The organism is Nonomuraea sp. IBHARD001 (assembly GCF_056106265.1).
Genome location: NZ_JBWBBW010000002.1, coordinates 6,031,313 through 6,054,153, shown reverse-complemented (window position 1 = coordinate 6,054,153; position 22,841 = coordinate 6,031,313). Strand labels below are relative to the sequence as shown.

18 protein-coding genes are annotated in these 22,841 nt (G+C 65.3%); 8 read left to right on the top strand and 10 right to left on the bottom strand.

The window, feature by feature from the left end:
• Positions 1 to 12: 12 nt before the first annotated feature.
• On the top strand, positions 13 to 543 hold the full coding sequence (locus ACTWNK_RS29565) for a hypothetical protein (protein WP_474307824.1): 531 nt from the start codon (positions 13 to 15) through the stop codon (positions 541 to 543).
• A 1-nt stretch (position 544) separates the two neighbouring features.
• On the opposite strand, the gene ACTWNK_RS29560 is transcribed toward ACTWNK_RS29565, so the two are convergent.
• The 5 genes from ACTWNK_RS29560 to ACTWNK_RS29540 form a co-directional block, all read right to left on the bottom strand.
• Positions 545 to 2,095 (bottom strand): protein kinase domain-containing protein, encoded by a 1,551-nt coding sequence (locus ACTWNK_RS29560; RefSeq protein ID WP_474307823.1) that lies wholly within the window; start codon positions 2,093 to 2,095, stop codon positions 545 to 547.
• A gap of 80 nt (positions 2,096 to 2,175) precedes the next feature.
• Entirely contained in the window at positions 2,176 to 5,319 is a 3,144-nt protein-coding gene (locus ACTWNK_RS29555; protein WP_474307822.1) for a type I restriction endonuclease subunit R, read from the bottom strand.
• Positions 5,320 to 5,509: 190 nt separating this feature from the next.
• Positions 5,510 to 6,775, bottom strand: a complete 1,266-nt coding sequence (locus ACTWNK_RS29550; RefSeq protein WP_474307821.1) for a restriction endonuclease subunit S — start codon at positions 6,773 to 6,775, stop codon at positions 5,510 to 5,512.
• On the bottom strand, positions 6,772 to 8,763 hold the full coding sequence (locus tag ACTWNK_RS29545; RefSeq protein WP_474307820.1) for a type I restriction-modification system subunit M: 1,992 nt from the start codon (positions 8,761 to 8,763) through the stop codon (positions 6,772 to 6,774). The genes ACTWNK_RS29550 and ACTWNK_RS29545 overlap by 4 nt, the downstream gene beginning before the upstream one ends.
• Positions 8,764 to 8,836: 73 nt before the next feature.
• A complete protein-coding gene (locus ACTWNK_RS29540) occupies positions 8,837 to 10,861 on the bottom strand; it encodes an N-6 DNA methylase (protein ID WP_474307819.1) in 2,025 nt (674 codons plus the stop codon).
• Between the two features lie 96 nt (positions 10,862 to 10,957).
• Here ACTWNK_RS29540 and ACTWNK_RS29535 point away from each other — a divergent pair, with 96 nt between their 5' ends.
• Positions 10,958 to 12,649, top strand: a complete 1,692-nt coding sequence (locus tag ACTWNK_RS29535) for a DUF6119 family protein (protein WP_474307818.1) — start codon at positions 10,958 to 10,960, stop codon at positions 12,647 to 12,649.
• A gap of 44 nt (positions 12,650 to 12,693) precedes the next feature.
• Here ACTWNK_RS29535 and ACTWNK_RS29530 read toward each other — a convergent pair whose 3' ends face one another.
• Complete coding sequence (locus ACTWNK_RS29530) at positions 12,694 to 14,166, bottom strand: AlbA family DNA-binding domain-containing protein (RefSeq protein ID WP_474307817.1); 1,473 nt, start codon at positions 14,164 to 14,166, stop codon at positions 12,694 to 12,696.
• Positions 14,167 to 14,707: 541 nt separating this feature from the next.
• On the opposite strand from ACTWNK_RS29530, the gene ACTWNK_RS29525 reads away from it, so the two are divergent.
• On the top strand, positions 14,708 to 15,607 hold the full coding sequence (locus ACTWNK_RS29525) for a hypothetical protein (protein WP_474307816.1): 900 nt from the start codon (positions 14,708 to 14,710) through the stop codon (positions 15,605 to 15,607).
• On the opposite strand, the gene ACTWNK_RS29520 is transcribed toward ACTWNK_RS29525, so the two are convergent.
• Entirely contained in the window at positions 15,528 to 17,000 is a 1,473-nt protein-coding gene (locus tag ACTWNK_RS29520; RefSeq protein ID WP_474307815.1) for a hypothetical protein, read from the bottom strand. The two genes, ACTWNK_RS29525 and ACTWNK_RS29520, sit on opposite strands and share 80 nt — an antisense overlap.
• 273 nt (positions 17,001 to 17,273) lie before the next feature.
• On the opposite strand from ACTWNK_RS29520, the gene ACTWNK_RS29515 reads away from it, so the two are divergent.
• Entirely contained in the window at positions 17,274 to 17,672 is a 399-nt protein-coding gene (locus ACTWNK_RS29515; RefSeq protein WP_474307814.1) for a hypothetical protein, read from the top strand.
• Positions 17,673 to 17,729: 57 nt separating this feature from the next.
• Positions 17,730 to 18,146, top strand: a complete 417-nt coding sequence (locus ACTWNK_RS29510) for an SgcJ/EcaC family oxidoreductase (RefSeq protein ID WP_474307813.1) — start codon at positions 17,730 to 17,732, stop codon at positions 18,144 to 18,146.
• Here ACTWNK_RS29510 and ACTWNK_RS29505 read toward each other — a convergent pair.
• A complete protein-coding gene (locus ACTWNK_RS29505) occupies positions 18,133 to 18,309 on the bottom strand; it encodes a hypothetical protein (protein ID WP_474307812.1) in 177 nt (58 codons plus the stop codon). The genes ACTWNK_RS29510 and ACTWNK_RS29505 overlap by 14 nt on opposite strands.
• 80 nt (positions 18,310 to 18,389) lie before the next feature.
• Between ACTWNK_RS29505 and ACTWNK_RS29500 the strand changes: the two genes are divergently transcribed.
• Positions 18,390 to 18,935, top strand: a complete 546-nt coding sequence (locus ACTWNK_RS29500) for a DUF4291 domain-containing protein (protein ID WP_474307811.1) — start codon at positions 18,390 to 18,392, stop codon at positions 18,933 to 18,935.
• A gap of 14 nt (positions 18,936 to 18,949) precedes the next feature.
• On the opposite strand, the gene ACTWNK_RS29495 is transcribed toward ACTWNK_RS29500, so the two are convergent.
• Positions 18,950 to 19,663, bottom strand: a complete 714-nt coding sequence (locus ACTWNK_RS29495) for a LysR family substrate-binding domain-containing protein (protein WP_474307810.1) — start codon at positions 19,661 to 19,663, stop codon at positions 18,950 to 18,952.
• A gap of 54 nt (positions 19,664 to 19,717) precedes the next feature.
• On the opposite strand from ACTWNK_RS29495, the gene ACTWNK_RS29490 reads away from it, so the two are divergent.
• Positions 19,718 to 20,089: a DUF5997 family protein gene (locus tag ACTWNK_RS29490; RefSeq protein WP_474307809.1), complete on the top strand. Its 372-nt coding sequence runs from the start codon at positions 19,718 to 19,720 to the stop codon at positions 20,087 to 20,089.
• A gap of 12 nt (positions 20,090 to 20,101) precedes the next feature.
• Here the strand turns inward: ACTWNK_RS29490 and ACTWNK_RS29485 are convergent, their stop codons facing one another.
• Positions 20,102 to 21,517, bottom strand: a complete 1,416-nt coding sequence (locus ACTWNK_RS29485; RefSeq protein ID WP_474307808.1) for an LVIVD repeat-containing protein — start codon at positions 21,515 to 21,517, stop codon at positions 20,102 to 20,104.
• A 72-nt stretch (positions 21,518 to 21,589) separates the two neighbouring features.
• On the opposite strand from ACTWNK_RS29485, the gene ligD reads away from it, so the two are divergent.
• Positions 21,590 to 22,771, top strand: a complete 1,182-nt coding sequence (ligD, locus tag ACTWNK_RS29480; RefSeq protein WP_474307807.1) for a non-homologous end-joining DNA ligase — start codon at positions 21,590 to 21,592, stop codon at positions 22,769 to 22,771.
• The last annotated feature ends 70 nt before the right edge of the window (positions 22,772 to 22,841 follow it).

Sequence of the window (22,841 nt, the reverse complement as noted above, 5' to 3'; positions counted from 1 at the left end):
ACCGTGTCCCTCGTGTCAAACACCGCTTCCTATCTGCTGATTCTGGGAGAACGGCAGGCGATCGCCTGGGTGTTACGTGAGCAGCGGATGGCCTTCCCTACGACCTCCCGCGCGGAAGTGGCCGCGTTGAAAGCGGGGGACGAGCTGCTGATCTACACGACACGCGGCGCATACCGGAACCCCACGCGAGACCGGGGCCGAATCGTCGGACAAGCCGTGGTGACGACGAAGCCGGAGTCCCTCGACGTGCCGGTTACTTTTGCCGACAGGACGTTCGCGACGGGATGCGCGATCAGGCTGGAGGCACTCGCCGCTTGGGGGACCGGTGTGGAACTGCACAAGTTGGTGGACGATCTGTCGGTCTTCCCTAATCCAGCGACGTGGAGCATCATGCTGCGTCGACCGTTGCTCCGGCTGCCGCAAGAGGATGCCCTTCGCATCCGTGAGGCCCTGGCGCCAGTTGCCGGGAATCCCGCAGACAGTCTCGCCGGCTATCTCGCGCATGACCGTCCCCCGGCCGTCCAGAAACGACCATCGCAGTGAATCAGCGGCTCGCGAGGTAGCTCAGGAGCGCGGCTACCTCCTGGGTCTCCTCATGATCGGGACCATGGAGAATGAGGAGATCATCAAGGAGCGCAGTGAGCACCTCACGCGCAGTCGGAATATCCCCCTCACCGGCCAGGACTGCGGCAATGTTGCGGCGGAGCTCGATGGCGTTCTGCGACGTGTCGCTCTCCGCTGAGCTGACCACGGCGAGCAGTTCTCGGTATTGCCGTAGCGCGCTGGTTCCCTGGCCGAGTTCAGCTCGGCAGTCGGCGGCCTGCCGACGGCAGTTGACCACATTCTTGGAGGCCGGGCCCTCCGCATTCTCGTAGATGGCCGCCAGGTCATCGAACTCGGGCAGAGCACGGCGGAAGTCACCGCCGACGAACAGGATCGCCGCCCGCTTCTTGCGGAGCCCGAGAATGCGCGGGTGCGTGGCATCGAGCGGGGCAGAAGCGATCAACTCCGCAAGACTGTCGGCCGCCTGGATGAAACGGTCGTCATCCAGGAGCGCATCGACATGCTGCTCGACGAGCGAGATCGCGTTCCTCAGTGGCGTGTCCAGGGCTGTGGCAGGCCCTGGCAGGACACTCGGACCTGAGACGGCCGGTGGTGCATCCGGAGGGCGCGGCGCGTTGGGCCGCCGGTACATCTGAGTTGGATCGGGGCAGCCGGTGAGGGCAGGCCCTCGTTCGGGAGCCGACGAGCCAGGCTGGGGGAGAAACGGCAGCAGACTCACGTAGACCGCATATGCGTCGCGTGGGCGTTGCTCGGGCTTCTTGGCGAGCAGGTCGAGTACGAGCCGTTCGAGCTCCTCCGGGATCTCGGCGCGGAGACTGCGCAGAGGCTTCGGCCGCACGTGGCGATGCTGGTCCCAGAAATCCTCCTCGGCGGGGCCTGCGAAGACCGGCTCCCCGCACAGCAATTCGTGCAGCATGCAGCCGAGCGAATAGAGGTCGGATTGGGGCGTGACCTGACTAGCGCGGGTCTGCTCGGGCGACATGTACTGGTCGGTCCCGAGCGGGATACCGAGCCGGGTGAGCGGTGTGGCATCCGGTCGCATGATGGCGGCGATGCCGAAGTCGAGCACCTTGACGGTGCCGTCGGAGGTGATCAGCACATTGTCGGGCTTGAGGTCACGGTGGACGACCGGTACGGCATGCGCGTGCGAGAGTACGGTGGCGATCTGGGCCGCGACCGCGGCAGCCCACGGGACCGGCAGCAGACTCCCCGGCTGGAGATACCCTCGCAGGGTAGTGCCGTGGATGTATTCCATGACCAGATACAGCTGGTCGTACGGCTCCGCCAGGACGGCGTCGTATACCTGGGGAACACCGTGGTGACGGATGCGCGCGGTGATGCGGGCCTCGCGCCGGAAGCGTTCGGCGAGTTCGTCTGCGGCCCAGGCGGAGGTGGCGATCTCCGTCCGGATTACCTTGACCGCTACTTCGCGGTCGAGCACGGCATCGTAGCCCCGCCAGACGGTACCCATACCGCCCGTGCTGATCTTTTCGGTCAGCTCGTACCGTCCGGCGACGGGCTCAGATGACACTTTGGCTCCGGGAGTCGCGCTGTGAGCGTTGTGCAACAAGTGTGCTCAGCGCGACTCTCCGTTGTCCAGCTATCAGACGATCAAGCTACGTCGCCGAGCTCCTGCTCTCGGATGAGACGCCATGCCGCCCGGCGGGCCGTTTTGGTGAGCGCGACCTTGAAGGCCGGGTCCTTGTCGAAGAACTTGTCGCCGAGGGTGCGCAGGCTGTCGACGTGGTTGGCGACCTTCTCCTCGAAGACGTCGTTGAAGACGTGGCCGAAGTTCTCCGGGTCGACATTGGCGACCGCCGCCTGCCGTACCTTCGGGTCGGCGACCGTCTCGTTGAAAGGGACGATCAAGTCCTCTTCGGTGAAGTTGGTGCCGAACTTGTCATTGAACTTCTCGATCAGCTCCGACAGGAGCGACTTCTCCTCCTCCTTGGCGCGGCCGGAGCCGTCCCCGAAGCCCTTCAGATCCGCGGCGCCCTCGGGCCGCAGAGCGAGGTCGTGTTCGCCGGTCTTCTCGATCCTGACGTGGGTGAGGTCGACCTCCCCGAGGTCCACGTCGCCCCGGGGACCGTGCGGCAGCCGAGCCAGCAGGTAGCGGCCGTAGACGTAGAGCAGCTCCAGATCATCGTCCCGGTAGGGGATGACCTGGGAGAGGAAGCCGTACTTGCCGACGTAGCTGTCAAGATCGGCCCGGAAGTCTTCGGCCGCCTTCCGCTCGTATTCATCCTCACTGTCGAGCAGCTCCCTGAACCTGCCAACAGCAGGAGCCAGCAGCCGGTAGAGCTCCGCGTGGACCTTCTCACGGGAGACCTTCGACTCCTCCGCCTGGAACAATGCTGCGGCGAAAGCGAGCATCTCCTGCTTGTACAGCAGGTCGTGCCCCAGGACTTTGCTCTGAGCCGTGTAGAGCAGGTTCGGGTCAGATGGGAAGGTCATCGCCAGTTCGAAGTAGGGCCGGAATGAGGCCTGGACCTGCTCGGCGTCGTTGACGAAGTCGATGACCGCCAGGTCGCTCTGCGACTTCCGCTCGGCGGTCCGGTTGAGCCGTGAGAGGGTTTGGACGGCGGCGATCCCGGCCAGCTTCTTGTTGACGTACATCGTTGTCAGCAGCGGCTCGTCGAAACCGGTCTGGTACTTTTCGGCCACTACCAGGATCCGGTACTCGGGCCGGCCCTTGCCGCCCGCCTTCACGATCGGGTCATCGGCGCGGGTGTAGGCGAACGCCTTCGGCAGTGCGTCCTCACTGAGCCCACCGTTTTCCTTGACTTCGGTGATGTCCTTGTCGCCCTCGTACTCGAGGCTGCCGGAGAAGGCCACCAGGACACCGAGGTCGACGCTCCGGATCTCCAACTCGTCTTTGATGGCGCGGGACATCAGCAGGGCGCTGATCCGGTTGGCGGTGACCACCATGGCCTTGGCCCGGCCACCGATTTTCGTCCGTGTGTGGGCGAGGAAGTGCTCGACGATGACGGCTGCTTGCTGGGCGACAGTCGCGTCGTGGGTGAGAGCGCCCTTGGCCAGCAGGGAGCTAGCCTTGGACTTCTCGACCTCCCGGTCGTTGGGGTTGTTGCTGACGAGTTTCCAGTAGGTGTTGTAGGTGACGTAGGAGCGCAGCGGGTCGAGGATGAAGCCCTCCTCGATGGCCTGGCGCATCGCATAGGTGTGGAACGGCTTGTACTTCGGCTCACCGCCGACCAGAGTGACCTCGCCGAAGAGCTCCAGCGTCTTGGCCTTGGGCGTGGCGGTGAAGGCGAAGTAGGAGATGTTCGCCGCCTTGCTGCGCTCCTCGGCGCTCCGCTTCAGCTTCGCCTCGACGCTGATGGTGCCCTGCTCCTCGTCGTCGGCGTCCAGGCCCAGGTCACGCAGAGCCGCTCGTACGGCTTTCGCGGCTTCGCCCGACTGGGAGGAGTGCGCCTCGTCCACGATGATGGCGAAGGTCCGGCCCTTGATCTCGGCCGGGTTCTCCTTCAGATATTCGATCAACACCGGGAATGTCGCCAGCGTCACAGTGATGATCTTCCCGGCCTCGCTGGAGAGTGCGGCGGCCAGCTGCGCCGACTTGATACCCTTCCGCTCGTCGATCTTGACGACGAGCCCGGCGGTCTGCTCGAAACTGCCCACCGTCTCGCGCAACTGGGAGTCGAGGTTGCGCCGGTCGGTGATGATGATGGTCTTGTCGAAGACCGGCACCCCGGGCTGAAGCCCGTTCGCCACCGCCTTGGAGTCGAGCAGCCGGACGTCGGTCGGTGTATGTAGTGAGCTGAGCCGGTGCGCCAGCCAGCCGATCGTGTTCGATTTGCCTGAGCCCGCCGAGTGCATGACGAGGTAGTTGTGGCCCGCGCCATGCCGTACGGCATGCGCGGTCAGTCGCTTGACTGCGTCCCACTGATGGTATCGCGGGAAGATGACCGACCGACCCGAGCCCTTCTTGTCCCTGGGCTGATGCACGAAACGTTCGAGCAGATCCAGCCAGTTGTCGCGCTGCCAGACCTGCTCCCACAGGTAGGACGTGGCGTATTTGCCTTCCTCGGTGACGTGGGGGTTGCCCTCGCCACCCGATTCGCCCGGCCCCTCCGACCCGGTGTTGAACGGCAGGAACGGCGTGGACTTGCCTCGTAGCCTGGGGGTGACGAACACCTGGTCGGGATCGACCGCGAAGTTCGCGATGACCTTCTGGGAGAACAGCGGCTCGGTGGGATCGCGCTCCTCGCGATACTGCTTCTTGGCCTGCTCCACGCCCTGACCTGTCAGCGGGTTCTTCAGCTCCGCTGTCGCCACCGGGATGCCGTTGACAAAGAGCACCAGGTCAAGGCGGTGACCCGTGTCGCCGGCCTTGGTCGCGTAGGCGATCTCACGAGTGACCGTCAGCCGGTTCTTCCGGTAGCTGGCCAGTACGTCGTCTGAAAGGATCAGATTGGGCTTGAAGTACGCGAGCCGGAACCTGACGCCCCGGTCCTTCACGCCACCACGCAGTACGGCAAGCACGCCCTCTGTGGCGATCGCCTGGTTCAGCCGCTTCAGAAACCCCTGCTGGGTGGCGTCCGCGTCGTCGCCATAGAGGGACAGAAGCTCGTTCCACGCGTCGATCTGCGTGGCGCCGATGAAGGTGAACAGCTCGGCGGTGTCCAGCCCCAGATCGGCACGGTAGTTCGAGAGCTGGCCCACCTCCCAGCCGTGATCACGCATCGCCACCACGATCGCGTCACCGAACGCCTGCTCGCTGTGTGCGCCCTTCACCGGTTCTTCCTCGTTCCTGTGATCAGATACTCGACGTCACGCCGGAATTTGTCGAATGACGGCGCGTCACCCTCGCAGGGGCCAGGCGAGCTGCGCGGCCAGGCGGGCCTGATCGAAGGATCGAGTCGCCTTGTAGCCGTGGATCCGCACCGGGCGGCGAACGGCCGCCTGCCCTCCGGAGCTCTGTTCCTCATGACACTTCAATCCCTCGTCCGCTGGCGGCGGACACATCGACCTGTCCGGTCACCGCCGCCGTGACGAGCGTCTGTCTATGCTCCAACAACAGGTCGATCTGGCGATTCAAGGCGCTGTTAGCACGACCCATCCATGATCGCAATTGTTCGCACTCTGTGACGATCTCTGCTTGCCTGGCCAGAGAAACTATAGGGACCGGAAAGTCGAGTACCTTGCTGCTGCTAGTCGTTGCAATGCCCACTTGTGACGAGGTGAAACGGAAGTATCGGCGACCATGGCTTGCGGCGAGCAGGGCAGAAATGTATTCGGGTAGCAGGCGTTCTCGATTAACCCTGATAGCGAAAACATGGTTTTGGTGAACCATGTTTGGGATTTCTCCGTACCAGACTGCTCCGCGGCCTAGATTGTCGGGATTCCCGTTCGCCTCGGTCATCACTACGTCTCCCGTTCGAAGCATGGACCGTTCCGCCATCGATCTGGGGATGGTGATAGTTTTGATCTCGCCGAGATCGACGTTTTCGCCCTGGACATTAGCCACCCGTAGATAGGGGAACTCTGCATCTTCTGGAGATCTGATTCGTGCGTTGTGAACTGTTACTCCTGACTGAACCTGCGCCCAGTAGCCGAGTCGCGCTGTTTTCAGTTCCTTGGGAAGCCATGGCCACTTAGCATTTTGTTCATCGGATGCGCTGATCCCCGGAGTAGTTATATTAGAGATCGCGACAGTATACCGTTCGGCGATATTAGCTGACTGGCAGCGACGAAGATCGATGAGGCGATCGATGCGGGCGGTTTCAGCGTCGAGGAAATCCGCGATCCGCTGTTGTTCATCCAGCGACGGAAGGTTAACGGGAACATCGGCTAGATCTTCCCAGTAGAGACGCCATTGCGCGGGTCGGATTCCCTTGGAGCGTTTAGCGTACTCTGCAATGAGTGGCTTCGAGCGGAGTAGATAGTGAAGGTAGGGCGCATAAACTGAAGACGATACCGAGCACACCAGATAGTCCGGACTTACGATTCCTGAGTACCGTGACACAGCAATGGAGCCCTGCCATGCCTTCATCTTGTTAACAACAAGATCTCCGGATTGGACGACCTGGTACCGCGAGACATCCATTGGCGTCTTGTTGAAGTTGTCGTCCCTTGAATCTTTGGGTATTACTCCATAGTCCCGATATACGGACAGAACCATCAAGTCGGGCTGATTTGTTTCTTCTTTGGGGTGTAGATAGTAGCGAAGGCGAATCCCGGAATCGCTCATTCGGTCACCTCGCTCAGAAGAGCCTGGATCTCGGCCTCAAGAGCCTTGAGTTCGGCGTCGATCTCAGCTAGCGGCCGGGGCGGTGTGTACACGTAGAAATTGCGGGTGAACGGGATTTCGTAGCCGACCTTGGTCTTATCGTGGTCGATCCAGGCGTCGGGCACGTGAGGAAGGACTTCCCGCTTCAGGTACTCCTCCACATCCTCCTCCAACGGCACGTTCTCGAAGTCGCGCAGGTCCGGGTCGGGTTCTGGGTACGGGTCGCTCTTCTTCTTGTACTGCACCTCGCCAGCTGGGTCCTTCACACCGATGGCGTCACGGACCGACTTGAGGAAGGGGGCCTTCGACGGCCAGATGGTCCCGGACCCGGCGATCGCCTCCTGCAGAGCGGCGAACGCCTCGGCCTTGGTCCACCAGGTGGTGCCGAGTAGGGGCCGGACGGCCTCGACCTGACTGGCAACGCCGATGTCGCTCCCGGCGGCGATGGCATTGTGGACCATGAAGGCGATCCGAAGCTTGTCCAGCGTGTCTTCGGTCAGTTCGAACCGGAGCTTGAGCGGTCGCTCGACAGTGATCCGCCGGTAGCCGAACTCTTCGTTGCGGAAGAGCTTCACTTTCTCCGGCACCGGATGCTCTGGATCGGCAACCGCCACGAGCGCCTCGCCGTACAGTCTCGTGATCTCTCTGATCTGCTCCTCGCCGATCATCTTGCGCTTGTCGCCGAGGGACTTGCGCATCTTCTGCCAGTAGTCACGGGCATCGAGAAGGATGATCTTGCCCCACAGGCCCTCAGGCTTGCGGTTGCTGAGAATCCAGAAGTAGGTCGAGATCCCGGTGTTGTAGAAGAGCTGGTCCGGCAGGGCGACGATCGCCTCCAGCCAGTCGTTCTCCAGGATCCAGCGGCGGATGTTCGACTCGCCGGAGCCAGGCGCGCCCGTGAAGAGCGGCGAGCCGTTGAAGACGATCGCGATCCGGCTGCCCCCGAGCGCGGGCGTTTTCATCTTGGAGATCATGTGCTGCAGGAAGAGCAGGGACCCGTCGTTGATCCGGGGCAGACCGGCGTGGAACTTGCCGCCCGGGTCGCTGGCGGCCTCTTTCTCGACCTCCGCCTTGATCTTCTTCCACTCGACACCGAACGGCGGATTGGCCAACAGGTAGTCGAACTTCTCCCGAAGGAAGCCGTCGTCGGTGAAGGAATTGCCGAAGGCGATGTTGCCGGGGTCCTGCCCCTTGATCAGAAGGTCGGAGCGGCAGATCGCCCACGACTCAGGGTTGAGCTCCTGCCCGAAGACCTTGACCGTCACATGCTTGTTGAAACGCTTGATGTGCTCTTCGGCGGCGCTCAGCATGCCGCCGGTTCCGCAGGCGGGGTCAAGGACGGTCCTGACCACGCCGTCTGTCAGCACATCGGCATCGGGTGCGATGAGCAGCTCGACCATCAGCTCGATGACCTCGCGCGGCGTGAAGTGTTCACCGGCGGTCTCGTTGGAGGCTTCGGCGAAGCGCCTGATCAGGTCCTCGAAGACGTAGCCCATCTGCTGGTTGGAAACCAAGGACGGCCGAAGATCCAGGTCGGCGAACTTGCCGACCACCTGATAAAGCAGGTCCGCCTCGTCCAGCTTCTTGATCTGCTGGGCGAAGTCGTACCTCTCCAGTACTTCACGGGCGTTCTCGGAGAAGGCGGCCACATACTGGTTCATCAGCGATGCAGCATGCTCCGGGTCGCCCGCGATTTTCGCTAGCGTGAGGCGGCCGGTGTTCCAGAAGCCGTGTCCGGCGGCCTTCTTCAGGAAGAACTCGCGATCCTCACCCTTCTCGGCGAGATCGGCGACCGCGTCACGGGTCTTGTCCAGCACGCATTCGAGCCTGCGCAGCACCGTGAACGGCAGGATGACCTTGCCGTAGTCGTGCCGTCGGTAGTCGCCGCGCAGCAGGTCGGCGACGGCCCAGGCATGGTTGGACAGTTTGGAGTGCGTACCGAGGTCCAACGGGAGTCCTTTGTCGTGTGATGGTCAAGGTTCTAGTCTGGTGGAAGCTGGCCGGTCACAGTGGGGATTCGTGTCAGGGAGGAGCGAGGCCGCCGCCCGTGAGGCCGTCGGCCACGGTACGGACCAGGTCCGCGGCGAGCTGCTGCGCTTGGCGGGCCGACTGATCCAAAGAGAACATCTCCCGAAACGCTGCGCCGTACCGGGCCTGCTCGGTGAGCGGCATGAGGGGCACTTTGAAGCGCAGGGGATCGACGGCGATGGTGCCCCGCAGGCCAGAGGCGGCAGTCAGGTTCTCGTCGGTCATCAGGAAGCCCGCCAGGAACCAGGGGTCCATACGGGCGGCGTCTACCCGGAGCGCGACGGCGCTGCTGCCCAGCAGCGATCCGGCGTCCTGGTCGTCGGCGACTCGGTAGACGACGCGTTCGCGGGAGGCGATGACTTTGGGAAGAAGCACGTCGCCTTCGGCCACGATAAAGGGTGTGCCGACTTGCTCGTCGGAGGTGCTCCCGCTGGCGTGCTCGCCGCGGGCTATATCCCCTCCAGTCAGGACAGGGCGCGTCAGATGCTCCTCCGGGAGCAGTTTGGGGGAAGGGCCCGGACGATGGACTGTGACTAGACCGCCCCTGACCAGGTCGGCGATCGCAGCCGTGCGCCACGTGCTCAGCGTCTCCGACGCGGTCCATCGTTGTGCCCGCACGGCGTCGGCGAGCCGATCTTGGGTCTCGGCGAGCTGATCCAGCAGTAGCCGGGCACGGCGGGAGCTTTCGGCGGGATCGATGGGAACACGGTGCAGGTGCCGGATGGGCGTGAGATCAACGGTGTCGCTGAGGAGATCCATCACCGGTACGGCTCGCACCGAACCTGAAACGGGAGCGAACCCTGCCGGATCGGCTGCGAAGGAGCGCCAGGATGCCAGTGCGGATGCGGTGATCGAGTCCCAATCGCCCGCCACGTCCATCATCAGGACGGGGCCTGCCTGAGTGTCCGGCTTCGGATGGCGCAGCACCCAGATGTGCAGACCGACGTGGAGAGGTACGGCGAGGCCCGGTGGCAGAGCGATGATCGCTCGCACCGCACCGGCCTTGAGTAGCTCGGTGCGAATCTTCCGGCCCGGCGTGCGCGCGGCAGTGGAGGGTGGAAGCAGCACGACGGCATGGCCGCCTGGAACGAGGTGGGCGAGGGCGTGTTGCACCCAGGCCAGCTCACTTTCGCCGCGTGAAGGCGTGCCGTACGTCCACCGCGGGTCGTAGGCGAGCTCGTCGTGTCCCCAGTCCCGATCTCCGAAGGGAGGGTTGCAAAGCACCGCGTCAGCCATCAGTTCCGGAAAGGCGTCAGCGCGCAGAGTGTCGCCGGCCTTCACTGTGGCGCTGGCATCGGGCATGGAAATCGTGAGGCGTACGGCAGCGCGGAGTGCCTGAATCTCCAGATGGTCCTGGCCGACCAGTCGCTGGGCGCCGAGCTGTCCGGCTGCCTCCAATAGCGAGCCTCCGCCGCAGGCGGGATCGAAGACCGTCTGCGGATAGGACTCGCCCATCTGGAGCAGTGCGGCCATCAGGGTTGCCAGATCGTGCGGCGTGCTGACTGAGCCTGGGGAGTGGAGGTCGGTAAGCTCTCGCTCGGCTAGGACGTCGACCACGGCGGTGCCGCCCTCGCTGAGGACGGCGTTGACGATGGCCCGGAGCAAGACCGTGTCGTCAGCGGAATAGGGCTCGGATTCGGGGAACGGTCCGCCTACGACCGCTTGGGTGGCAATGGCGGGGAGATCCTCATCGGAGAGTTTCGACCACTCCGCCTGCCGTACCTCATCTTCCTGCGCGACGGCTAGCACGAACGGCAGCAGCCTGGCGGCGACGGCGGTCCCGAGCCGCAGTCGCAGCAGCGTGCGCAACTCGTTGAGCCTGGAGCCGCTGCCGGTATGGCCGCGTTCGGCAAGCCAGGCGCGCACGGCTTCCAGATCGTAGAGGGGGCTGGCCTCGGTGCCAGCTACGGGGGAGGGGAAGTCGGGGTGTCGACGCCGCCAGTTGCTGACGGTGGCACGCGTCACTCCGGCGAGCCGGGAGATCTCCGCAGCGGTCACGTGCGCCTGGACCTGAGCCACAACGTCTTCCTTCGCTTGACGACAGCTTCGATAGTAGCCGGGAAAAGCAGCCTTCGACAATGGGGAACTATTTGACAGTGCTTTCAGTCATACTCGGTGCAAGCGACGCTCTCGGCGCAAAATTGCGCCCACTTCCCCTGGAGGACCGCCATGGCATCCGAGACCCTGCCCGCCACCGTCTACCGGCTGACCGGCATCGAGCCCACCGAAGAAGCGATGTTCGATGCGACCTCATCCGGCCGTCTCGCAGCCGCAGGCGTCGACGTCACGCCGCTCACCATCGCCGGAGCTCCCGCGCTGCTCTACCACCGGCAGATCCCGCCCGCCAAGGTCGGCTGGTGTCCTGGGCTGTCCCAGCTCACCGGAGTGCCGTTGGGTCTGATCAGGCAGGACGGCGAGGCGGTGCTTGTCGTCGCCGCCGGACCGTACGTCTACTGCCTGACCTTCGGCCAGGGCTATCTCGCCATCGCCGGGACGAAGGAGCGAGGATTCGGCTTCCGCTGCGTGCTGCGCGCCATTGACCCGCGCCGTGTGCGCGACGTGGACCGCCGCTCCCTGGGCGGTGTCTCTCGGCACGACGCCACCTACGTCCCGGAGGGCATCCACATCGGCGGCATCGGCATCCGGGAGTACGCCGAGTTGGTCAAGCGGCTCGGCGGCCTGATCCAGGCCGCCGACCTCGGCCTCAACCACCGCGAGGAGGTCTCCATCGACGGCAGCGACGGTCTCCGGCTCGCCGTTCCGCTGGAGCCGGGAGCGTTCCTGGGGCTGCTCCACCGGCTGAACGAGATCAGCGGCCGGGACGTGCCACCCGAGTTCGCTGGGCTGGAGGCGATCCAGCCGGTCACCTCCGATCTGCACGCTGAGCTCGACGCACTGCTCGACGAAGGGCTTCGGGGCAAGGGCGACATGCGGGTGCGGGTCGTCGTGCCCGCCGAACTGGTCAGCCGTCGTCACGAGAGTCGCTCATACCGGATCAAGGTGGGCAATTGCTCCATCGTCCGGGAGGAGCTCGACTTGGAGGACCTGCGCTGGCGGTGCAAGGTGCTGAACGGTACGAGGCCGACGGCTGCCCTTCGTGCCGGGCACGTGGAGATGTGCTCCGACCGGGAGGGGAAGGAAGTCATCGAGCGGATGCGCGCGATTCGGTGGGTTGAGGCCACTGTGGCTATCGGACCTCGCGTCTACGAGCTGATCGACGGCGACTGGTTCGAGTACGGCGCCGCCTATCTGGGCTCCGTCAGGCGGAGCATGCTCGAACTCGTCACCCCTGACCCCTCGGTCACGATGCTGCCCTGGCGCCCCGGAGAGGAAGAGGAGGACTACAACCAGCGGATGCAGGACATCCTGGGGCGTCGCCGGTACATCTGTCTTGACCAGAAGTTCATCAGGAGTCCGCACCACAGCCGTGGTCGCGGCTTCGAGGCCTGCGACGGATTCACAGCCGATCACGTGCTGGTGCACGTCAAGGCCGCGGACAGCACCGCGCCGCTGAACCACTTGTTCGGCCAGGCGCTCGCCTCTGTCCGAGCGCTCTTCCTCGAACCGGAGGCGAGGGTTGCCTTCCGGGCCAAGGTCGCCAAGCTGAGTGGCGGCCAGGTCGAGGTGCCGGAGGACTTCGTCCCGCGCAAGGTCGTACTCGCCATCCTGCTCAAAGGCAAGGAGCTTACCGCCGAGTCGCTCTACCCGTTCGCCCAGATCGGTCTTGTGACCCTGGCTGACACGCTTCGGCGAGACCACGGCGTAGCGGTCGAAGTCGTCGGTATCCCGGTGGACTCCGAAAGTTGAGGGCCATCATGTCCAGCTACTGCTTGCGGCTACATCGCTGCCTACTACCGGTCCTTGATCCACTGGACGACCTTGGTGCCGTACGGGCCCCACGACTTGATGTTCAACGTTCCGTCCGGCCCGATCTGTGAGGCCGCCGCGACTCCGTAGGCCTGGAACTGGGCGTTTAGTAGTTGACCTGTTGCGATAGCGAGTGGTTCGCCTCCGCCGGCCAAGTCATCGAGAAAGCCGACGGTTTCGGCGTAGGCGTCCCGCACAGGGTCCGGTCCCACCCAGCTACCGATGAAACCGAGCCCGCTCGATGACATAGTCGTGAGTGCAGTCATGGCCGAGGGGTTGTACGGGCAAGACGGATCGAAAACCGAAGGGCCGTCGGCGAGCTGCCGATGGATCTCGCGTGCAAGTGGTCCGGTCGGCTGGTCGAAGGCGAGCACATCAGGAAGGATCCGTGTCCGCATGATCGCTGTTCCCGATGCTCCTGAGCGCTCGGTCGCAAATCGTGCGAGGAACCGAAGGCTGGCGATCGTGAACAGGGCAATGTCGAAGTCAAGGACTTCTCGTGCGTCATCGTCGTGCGAGGGAATCCGATTGGCTCCCCCAAGGGGAACTGCGATGGAACCCGTGCCGTCGGTGTGAAGCTCCGTCCACGCATAGTCGCCGGACATGTACCCCTTCGCCCAGAAGTGGCGAGCGCCTACACCGGACTTGCCGAAGAACGGAGCGGTTGATCCTGGGAGCAAAGATTCCTGAGGAAGCCCCTTCTGGAACGCCTCGAAGCTCTCCTGGTTGATCGCCGCGTCTCCGGGCAGGTCCGGCGCGATGGTAATGGTCAAGATGGGCCGAGGGATCGGCGAGTACTGGGTAGACTTGGCAACCCGTGCGAGGACAGCTGCTTCGACGCTCGCGGCGCGCCCGCCCGCATCTACTGCCCGGGCGTATCGACGGCGGTAAGCGGCGGCCACCTGGTTCTCGGTCATCCACTCCTTCCGCGATCCAACCCGCATGGGATAGCGGAGAGGGCGGTCCTGGGCGGTGGGGTCGGAGACGGCGTGGGGGGCGTTCGCGCTGGCGGGGACCGCAATCAAGAGCAACCCCTCGCGCGGATTGCCGGTGCTGGATGGATCCATGACCCGCTTCATGTCATAGATCGGTACGGGGTGAACCCGATTCGCAATCGCCACTTGAAGATCGCGCTCGAACGCATCGGTGAGTGGCAGGTGAGACGAAGCCTTCGGTATCCCGTTCGCGTCGCCGAATCCCACCACGATCAGCCCTCCGCGTGCGTTGGCGAAGGTGGCCACATCGACCGCGACGTCGTCGCTCATGTTGGGCCCCTTGTAGGTGGCCTTGTAATCCAGGTCGTCAGCCTCACGGGCTTCCTGGTCGCCGAGGAGCGCGGCGAAATGGTGGTACTCGGCTTCATGGATGGCGACGCCAAGCAGTGTCTGCAACCTGCGGGATCTGTAGCGCACCACGTGGGTCTCCGGATTCGAGCCGCCGAGATCGTAGGGGATCAAGGATAGGCCCCATCGGAGAGTCTCCCTGGCGTGTGGCTGGCCGCCGACTGGTTGCCCGGCCTTCCCAAACCGGAATCCGCAGGGTTGGGATCAACGGTCACGAGGCCTCGGCCCTCATCTTGAAGATCCACAAGGTGTAGGCGGAAACTGGCGGCTGCCGACAAAGTCGTAGGTCCACAGGATGGCTGCCATCGGTATTGAAGCAGGTAAGAGTTGTTACGGCACGGCCCTGAACTCGTTGCTGTAGTCCTTCAACGCCATCGGCGGCCTTCTCGTTTCCTCTGGACTGAGCAAGATCCAGCGTCAGCGTGTCCATCACTTTGCGGGAGTTCCCCGTGACGGCCGTCCTGTCTCGCGTGTCCCGGGCGATGAAGGAGTACGTCCGGGCGGAGCAGGCTTTTCCAAGGGCTCACGACTGTGCCGCCGCCTCCACGCTCGAACTCGGCATTGACGTTGGGGGTGTCACGTGTCTGCCCAGACGATCGGGGATCCGCAGCCAGCGACAGGTGAGGGGTTCGGCAGATTGTCGAGATTGCCGGACATGAAGTCGGGCGTGGAATTGAATGGCGCCATGCAGGCGGGAGATGTCTGGGCCTACCGGAACAAGGCGCGGGACCACACATGCCGGGTCGAGCGGGTGGAGATCGTCGAGAAGGTGGCCGGCGCCAACAAGTACGTGGTCCGGTTTGTTGATGATGGCGACCGTGAGGACACGGTTCCCGGTGGGCGCCTCATCGTGTCCTGGGCGGATCGCGAGCCGTGGCTGGCGGACGAGCGCAAGATGGCGGCGGTAGTCGAAGTCTCCTACCACGCCGAAGACACGCCGCAGTATGAGGCTGTCTCCTACCTGCTGTTTGAATGGGAGCTGATCGACGGCGTCGAGCTGGGTTACAACGCGCGTGAATGCTGCTCGGTCCAGATTGAGAATCCAACCGTCGTATCCCAGGCGCTTGGCTGGGATCGCGACGCCTTGCTCGCCGAGCCGCTGACGTACGTGGACCGTCACGGTGTGGTGATCGCACCGTGGTCGCTGGCGGTCAAGATTGCCCGGCAGGTCGCGGAACTCAACGGAGACGCGATCATGGAGAAGGTTGTCGACGAGGAGTACTCCCTCAAACTGGAAGCGGTCCACGGCCGTACCAGTCGTGATCCCCGGACCGGTGAGGTGACGACCATTCATCCCGAGTACACCAAGGAGCGCCGCGCCAGGTCGGAGCTGGCCATGGTGCAGATCCGGGAGTGGTGCGGAAGGAAGGCGATCCGGCGCTACGACGAACTCGAGGCACTGAGGAAGGAAGTGATCCGCCTCGGGATGCTCATGGAGAGAGCGATTCGAGAGCTCCGGCGCTGTGGGCAGGACGCTATCGCCGCCACCATGGAAAAGGACCTTGGCGTCCCCATCTCCAGCCTGAGGCCCTCGCCTCCGAAGCGACGCTCATAGCACTCGGAGCGGGACGCGGTGCGGGGCGATACTCCTTTTCTGGTCGATTGGGGCTCCACTCGCCGAGGTGCGGACGTAGATCATCTGCTCGGGGTTCGGGAGAGAAGCTCTCCAGGAAATCAGCTGGATGTTGGACTGGATCGAGGAGGTCCGCCCAGGCCCGGCCCCAGGCGAGCCAGTCGTAGGCAGCCGTTCCATCCATTGCCTCTTCCAAGGCTGAGCAGAACGCTCGGATCTCGGCGGCGGCGCGCCAGTCGGCCAGGGCCTCCTCGAACGCTTTCTTTCGAAGGTCCTCCACGGCGAGAACCCGTGCTCCGGCCATGGCGGCCTCCCACCGAGCTCTGACCTCAGCGTCGCGACGCTCACGCTCAGCCTGCTGCCGCTCGAACTCGATGCGCCACTTCTGGTGTTCGCGCTCGGCCTCTCGCCGGCGTTCGTCCGCGTGGTCCGCCAGTTGCTCGGCCGCGTCGATGATTTCCTTGATCCGGTTCTCCAGCTTGCTCCGGTCCTTGTCCTTCCAGCTGCGGTGGACATTCGGGGGAGTGCCGAGCGTGAGGTGCAGCACGCCGTTGGGGACGGAGTCGTATTCGCGTGGCGTGACTCGCTGCCACGAGTAGCCTTCCCGCAATTGCCAGTCATCCGGCGCCAGAGGTCTCGGAACCTGATCCGCACCTTCGGAGATGCCGATCGTGTACAAGTGCTCCCGCACCCGGATGTATAGACGCCCTGTCTTGCGGGACATGCCGAACACATGGCCGCGGCGGTCTGCCGCCTGAGACAGGGTGTGGAACAGTTGTAGGGCGCGCGGAAGGACGGCATCGCTGACGCTAATGCTTCCGGAGTCTGTCTCTAGCCTGGCGAAGAAGTCGGCACCCGTGAGTTCGTCGCGAGCCGCCAGCCGGATCCGGTTCCATTCGGTCTCGACGTCACGCCCGGCCGGAGCGAGCTTGATGATCAACGGGCCTTTGTCGCGCCCGGTGTGTAGGAGCTGGAAGCCCTCGGGGATCAGTCCCCGGCGTTTGACTGCGCTGATCGCCCGGCGATAGGCGGCACGGACGTCGTCGGTGGGGTCATCCAACTGGATGGTGTGATCTTCGAGCTGAAGTCTCCGAATGAGGTCAGCCGGGAGATCCTTCGGCGCTGACTTGAGATCGGTTTCTTCGGCGGTGGGACGGTCGGGATGGTATCCGTGCTCAAGATAGAACCGGCCGGCCTCGGTGATTCTGGCCTGCCAGACGCCGTTCTGCCGGGGCGTCACGACCAGACCGCGGTTTCTGAGCGCGTAGACGGTGTTGGCCAGCGCTGAGTCGCGTGCGGTGACCGGATCGGTGTCGTCGCCGACTCGCCGCAGTACGCTCAACTGCCGGTCGTTCAGAGGAGACCATTTCCGCATGGGCTCAGCGCACTGGAGGTTGCGCGGCCGTGCAACCGGAACGGCGAATCTGCCGCAGGCATTACGCAGTGTGCACGGCTCTGACCTCGTCTGTTCCGCCGCTGTTCCGCCAGAGCTTGAAAGGCTCCGAAAGAAATTGATCAATAGCGAACGAGAAAACCGCAGGTCAGGCTAGGTTTCAGCCTGGGCGGGTGTGCTGACCTGCGGCAGCGTCAGCCGTACTCCCGAAACAACCCCATCTGGGAGGGCGGCGACAACATCCTCTGCCTGGACGTGCGCCGGGCGATGCTCCGCGAGCACGCCCACGAGCCGTTCCTCGACCGGCTGTCCGCCGCTCTTGATCAGGCTCCATCCGGCTCCGACGGTGTCGTTCGGGAGCGGATCGAAGACCTCCGCAAGGCGATCACCGCGTGGTCGTCGCTGCCCGCCGATGTCGCGGAGGCGAGGCTGTTTCCGCTGGCCCAGTTCATGGCGGACGTCTATGCGGGGGCGCTGCTGCTGGAGCAGGCCGGGTGGGAGGAGCGCTCCGGGTACGGCACGCGCAAGGCGCTGGTGGCGCGGTTGTACGTCGAGGCGCACCTCGTGGAGCATGGCCCGTTGCGTGGCATCGACCGTCCATCGGAGGACATGGAGCGCTTCGACGAGCTGGTCTCGGGCACGCTCGTCGTCTGAGATTGGATCATCAAGGCGCTTGACCTCAAGCGAGATTGAGGTTCTACCGTCCATCTCATGAGCACAATGAACATGGCCGACCGGACGCACCAGACCGACATCGAAGCGATCAAACAGGTGGTGGCCGCGGTTGAGCACGCCCAGAACAACGAGCTCGCCGACGAGTTCGTTGCCCTGTTCCGAGCTGACGCGATCTGGACAACGGGCCACGGCAAGCGGCTCTTCGGCCGTGATGCGATCTCGGCGTTCACGCACCAGGTGCTTCCCGGAGGGATGAAGGACACCACGGTCACGTTCGAGGTCGAACACGTGCTGTTCATCCGTCCTGACGTTGCAGCCGTGAAGGTGCGCCAGGTCTATCGGAACCCCGACGGGACGGAGGAGGTGGGCACACCCCTGTTTGTCATGGCAAGGGAAGACGGGCAGTGGCGCCTGGCCGCCTGCCAGAACACCAGTGTGCTCAGCGGCGACTGACCATCTCCAGCGTCGCCGCGCAGGCTCCTGACGAGGGTGAAGCCAGATCAGTGCCGAAGGGACGGGTGATCATCTGTTCGGCCCGGAGGCGGATGATCCGCAGGTAGGTCTCCTCGACGCCGAGTTCCAGCTGCCGGCCGCTGGAGCACTTTGACGTATTCATCTCCGGGTCCTGGTGGAGTCGCGTGTGGGGCCGGCAAATCCGATTGATCCGTCAGGTCCAGCCCTGCGACGCTGGGCCGGATGGACATCCCCTATCGGCAGATTCGTGCCGCCCACACCGACACCACGATCACCGTCTACCAGGCCTACGACGCCGCCGTCGCCGATGCCGCCGTGGCCGCGCAGCGGTTCGTCCCGCCGTTCAAGCGGGAGCGGATGACGTGGATCAAGCCGTCGTTCCACTGGATGATGTACCGCTGCGGCTGGGCCACCAAGCCCGGCCAGGCCCGGGTACTGGCGATCGACCTCACCCGTGAAGGGTTCGAGTGGGCGCTGACCCACGCCTGCCTGAGCCACTCCCCACCGGGAACCGATCCGGGCGCGTGGAGGCGACGGCTGCGCGAGAGCCCGGTCCGCATCCAGTGGGACCCCGAACGCGACGCCCACCTGAACGCCCTGCCGTACCGGTCGATCCAGATCGGCCTGTCCGGCGAGGCCGTCGAACGCTACGTCGACAAGTGGACCGTCGCCATCACCGACATCACCGGCGATCTGCGTACCCGCCACCTGGACGAGCGGCCCTATCCACTCGCCGAGGAGCTGGCTCGGCTCATCGAGGCGACCTGACGCCGCAGGGCGGCTCAGCGGGGCTTGCGGCCGCCCTTCTTGGGAGGGATCGCCTTGCGGTTCGACGCTTTCTTCGTGGGCTTGGCCGCCTTCGCCGCGGGGCGGGGCGGGGGCTGGGTGCGGCCTCGGGAGCTGTTGGCCGTACGGCCGCGTACGATGCCGATGAACTCCTCCATCAGCTCGCTCGTCTCACCCGCGGGCCAGGCCAGGGCCACCTGCGACTGGGGAGCGTCGGGCACGGGGCGGTAGGTGAGGTCGCGGCGATGGTGCAGCCGGGCCAGCGACTGCGGAACGAGGAGCAGCCCAGCCCCGGACGCGACCAGCTCGACGGCGTCCGCCGTGGTCGCAGGCCGTTCGAAGGCGGGCTGCCCCGGCCGGGTCTCCCACACGATGGTCTCGTCCAGCGGATGCAGAACGTCCTCGTCGGACACCCCCGAAACGCCGACCTCTTCCGCCTTGGCCGCGTCGTGGTCCTTGGGCAGCACGACCACGGTCGTCTCGACGTACAGCGGAATCACACTCAACCCCTCCCGATCCACCGGCAGCCGCACGAAAGCGGCGTCGGCCCCTCCCGCGCGCAGCAGACCGGGCAGCTCGGCGGCGGGTACGGACAGCAGGGCGAGCGGCACGTCCGGCATGCGTTCGGCCCAGATGCCCGCCCACTTGGCGGGTGTCACACCCGGGGCGTAGGCCAGGCGGAACGCTGCGGGGCTCTGCTCGTCGCTCACCCCGTCAGCCTATCGATGTCCGGACGACCGCTCCCGACTGACTACCCTTGACCCATGACCTCGCTCAAGCCCAAGACGACCCAGACGATGAAGCCCGCCACCGCGGCCAAGAAGCTGGGCGTCCTCCTGTCGGCCACGCCCGCCGAGTTCCAGGAGGGCCTCGTCTCCAGGGATGAGCTCAACGCACTGCAGGCCACCCCGCCCACCTGGCTGGCCGACCTGCGCCGCAACGGCCCCCACCCCAAGCAGGTCGTCGCCGCCAAGCTCGGCGTCTCCCTGTCCGGCCTGCTCAGAGGCGGCATCACCGAGCCCCTGACCACCGAGCAGATCGACACCCTGAAGACCGAGAACCCCACCTGGCTCCGCCAGGAACGCTCCCTCCAGGCCGACCTCCGCCGCCAGGCAGCCAAAACCAAGGAAAGCTGACAGCCTCCCGCGTCAGCCTGGCTGGGTCTGGGCGTTGAACTCCGGGAGGGGGGCGGGGGTCAGGGGAAGGCCGGAGAGTTCGAGGATGTCCAGGCCTTTGAAGATGTCGCTGGAGTAGATGTGGCCGTTGTAGTAGTACGCCGACCATGAGCCGCCGAACTCCTCGGCGTTGGAGTACGGCGACACGCCTCGTTCGAAGTAGGCGATTTCCTTGGCCGAGGTCGGGTCGGTGAAGTCGATGACCGATACGCCTGCTTCGTACCAGGCCTGGACCATGATGTCGCGGCCCTTGATCGGGAGCAGGGAGCCGTTGTGCGCGCTGCACGTCTTGGGGGCCAGGGCGGCGCGGGGGATGGTGAAGTACCCGGCGGGGCGCAGTTTGCCGTTCCGGATGTGGAAGATGCCGTTGGCGCCCCAGGACGGGCCGGTGGCGGGGTCGCATTCGGTCGTACGGCCGCCGCCGAACTCGTCGGAGAAGACGACCCTGGTGGCGTCGGCGTTGAACACGGCCGAGTGCCAGTAGCCGAAGTGCTCGTCGTCCTGGATGCGGTCGAGGACCTTGGGGTGTACGGGGTCGGCGATGTCGAGGAGCAGGGCGTCGCCGATGCAGGAGGCGGCGGCGATCTTCTTGGCGGGGAAGGCGGTGATGTCGTGGCAGCCGCCCCAGCCGAAGTCGGTGCCGGGATCGGTGCCGCCGTCGGCCATCAGCGTGGGTGTGGACACGATCTCGGCCCGTGACGGCTCGGCCAGCGGCACCGCGATCACATTGATCTTGCCGCGCTGCTCCTCGCACGCGGGGGAGGCCGCCCGGCTCGGCGCGGCCGAGACGTACAGGTAGACGCGCTCGGCGTCGCCAGGCACCAGGGTGGCGGTGTGCGAGCCGCACGGCGTGGCGACCGAGCCGATGTAGCGCGGGTCCGACTTGTCGGCGATGTCGAAGATGCGGATGCCCTCCCAGCGGCTCTCGCCGTCCCCGGTGTAGGGCGGGCTCTGGCAGCTCTCGCCGGTTCTGGGGCTGTCGACCGAGACGAACAGCAGGTCGCCGCTGACGGTGACGTCGTTCTGCACACCGGGGCAGTACACCTCGGCGACGATCGCGGTCTTGGCGGGCTCGGCGATGTCGTAGATCGTGAAGCCCTCGTAGTTGCCCGCCACGGCGTAGTGGCCGGTGAAGGCGAGGTCGGTGCCCAGCGCCGCCTCGGTGTTGAACGGCGGGCGCTTGGTCACGCTGGCGATCAGGCGCAGGTTCGGGCTCGACCTGGCTCCCGCCTCGTAGGCGGCGACGTCGTCGGCGGCGATCGCACGGCCGGGCGGGTCGGCAGGTACGGTCGCCACCGGCGAGGGGAGGGGATCGGCCGTGGGAGGCGGCTCGGCCGTACAGGCGGTGAGGGTGAGGGCGAGCAGGCAGATGAGCAATCCCCGTGGCAAGGTTCCACCCCGTTCGTCGTTGACGGCACGGTAGCGCGTAGATCAACCAGAGGCGAGGCGTATCGTGGCGATATGCCGGACGAAGTACGGATCAGTAACCCGGACCGCGTGGTGTTCGCGCAGGCGGGGCTGACCAAGCTGGATCTGATCCGCTACTACGAGGCGGTCGCCGAAGGGGCGTTGCGCGGCGTCGAGGGCCGCCCGATGATCCTCAAGCGTTACGTGCACGGCATCGAGGAGGAGGCCTTCTTCCAGAAGCGGGCCCCGGCCAAGCGGCCGGACTGGATCGAGGTCGCGGAGCTGAGGTACGCCTCGGGGCGCAGTGCGGACGAGGTGGTGGTGCGTGATCTTCGTGCCCTGCTGTGGGCGGTCAATCTCGGCTGCGTCGACCTCAATCCGCATCCGGTCCAGGCCGACGACCTCGCCAGACCGGACGAGCTGCGCATCGACCTCGACCCGATCCCCGGCGTGCCGTGGGCGGAGGTGCTGCAGACCGCGCAGGTCGTCCGCGCGGTGCTGGGCGAGTACGGCCTGACCTCGTGGCCCAAGACGTCCGGCTCGCGAGGCTTCCATGTCTATGCGCGTATCGAGCCGCTGTGGGGCTTCGCCGAGGTGCGCAAGGCCGCCGAGACCGTGGCCCGCGAGGTGGAACGCAGGGCGCCGGACATCGCGACCAGCAAGTGGTGGAAGGAGGAACGCGAGGGGGTGTTCGTCGACTACAACCAGAACGCCTATGACCGTACGGTCGCCTCCGCCTACTCCGTCAGGCCGGTGCCGGATGCCAGGGTGTCCACGCCGCTGACCTGGGACGAGGTACCCGGCTGCGACCCCGCGGCGTTCACCGTGGCCACGGTTCCCGCCCGTTTCGCGGAGATCGGCGATCCCTGGGCTGACATGGATGGGCATGCCGGATCGCTCACCGGGCTGCTGGAGCTCGCCGAGAAGCTCGGCCCCGCGCCCAAGGCGCCCAGGGGGGCCTCGGCCGAAGGCCGCCGCCGCTCGGCCATGCCGCTCGTCGAGATCGCCAGGTCGGCGGGGAAGGCCGAGGCGCTGGCCGGACTCGAACGCTGGAAGTCCCGCCATCCGGAGGCCGCACGCCACCTGCGGCCCGCCGACGTCCTGGTCGACTCGATGCGGGGCCGCAGCTCGACCTGGACCCGCATCAGGGTGAACCTGCAGCACGTCCCCGAGGAGTTGCGCCCGGTCCAGGAGCCCCTGGAGTCGGACTACGACCCTTGGAACCCGGGGGCATGAAGCGAGTCCGGGGGTATGACGCAGGCCAGGGGCATAACGCGACCCCGGGCGCATAACGCAAGCCAGGGGC

Coding starts and splice junctions, on each gene's coding strand:
- ACTWNK_RS29550 (WP_474307821.1), bottom strand. CDS start 6,775: ATGAGCGATTCCGGGATTCGCCTTCGCTACTATCTACACCCCAAAGAA.
- ACTWNK_RS29525 (WP_474307816.1), top strand. CDS start 14,708: ATGAAGTCGGGCGTGGAATTGAATGGCGCCATGCAGGCGGGAGATGTC.
- ACTWNK_RS29520 (WP_474307815.1), bottom strand. CDS start 17,000: ATGCGGAAATGGTCTCCTCTGAACGACCGGCAGTTGAGCGTACTGCGG.
- ACTWNK_RS29510 (WP_474307813.1), top strand. CDS start 17,730: ATGAGCACAATGAACATGGCCGACCGGACGCACCAGACCGACATCGAA.
- ACTWNK_RS29505 (WP_474307812.1), bottom strand. CDS start 18,309: ATGAATACGTCAAAGTGCTCCAGCGGCCGGCAGCTGGAACTCGGCGTC.
- ACTWNK_RS29500 (WP_474307811.1), top strand. CDS start 18,390: ATGGACATCCCCTATCGGCAGATTCGTGCCGCCCACACCGACACCACG.
- ACTWNK_RS29490 (WP_474307809.1), top strand. CDS start 19,718: ATGACCTCGCTCAAGCCCAAGACGACCCAGACGATGAAGCCCGCCACC.
- ligD (WP_474307807.1), top strand. CDS start 21,590: ATGCCGGACGAAGTACGGATCAGTAACCCGGACCGCGTGGTGTTCGCG.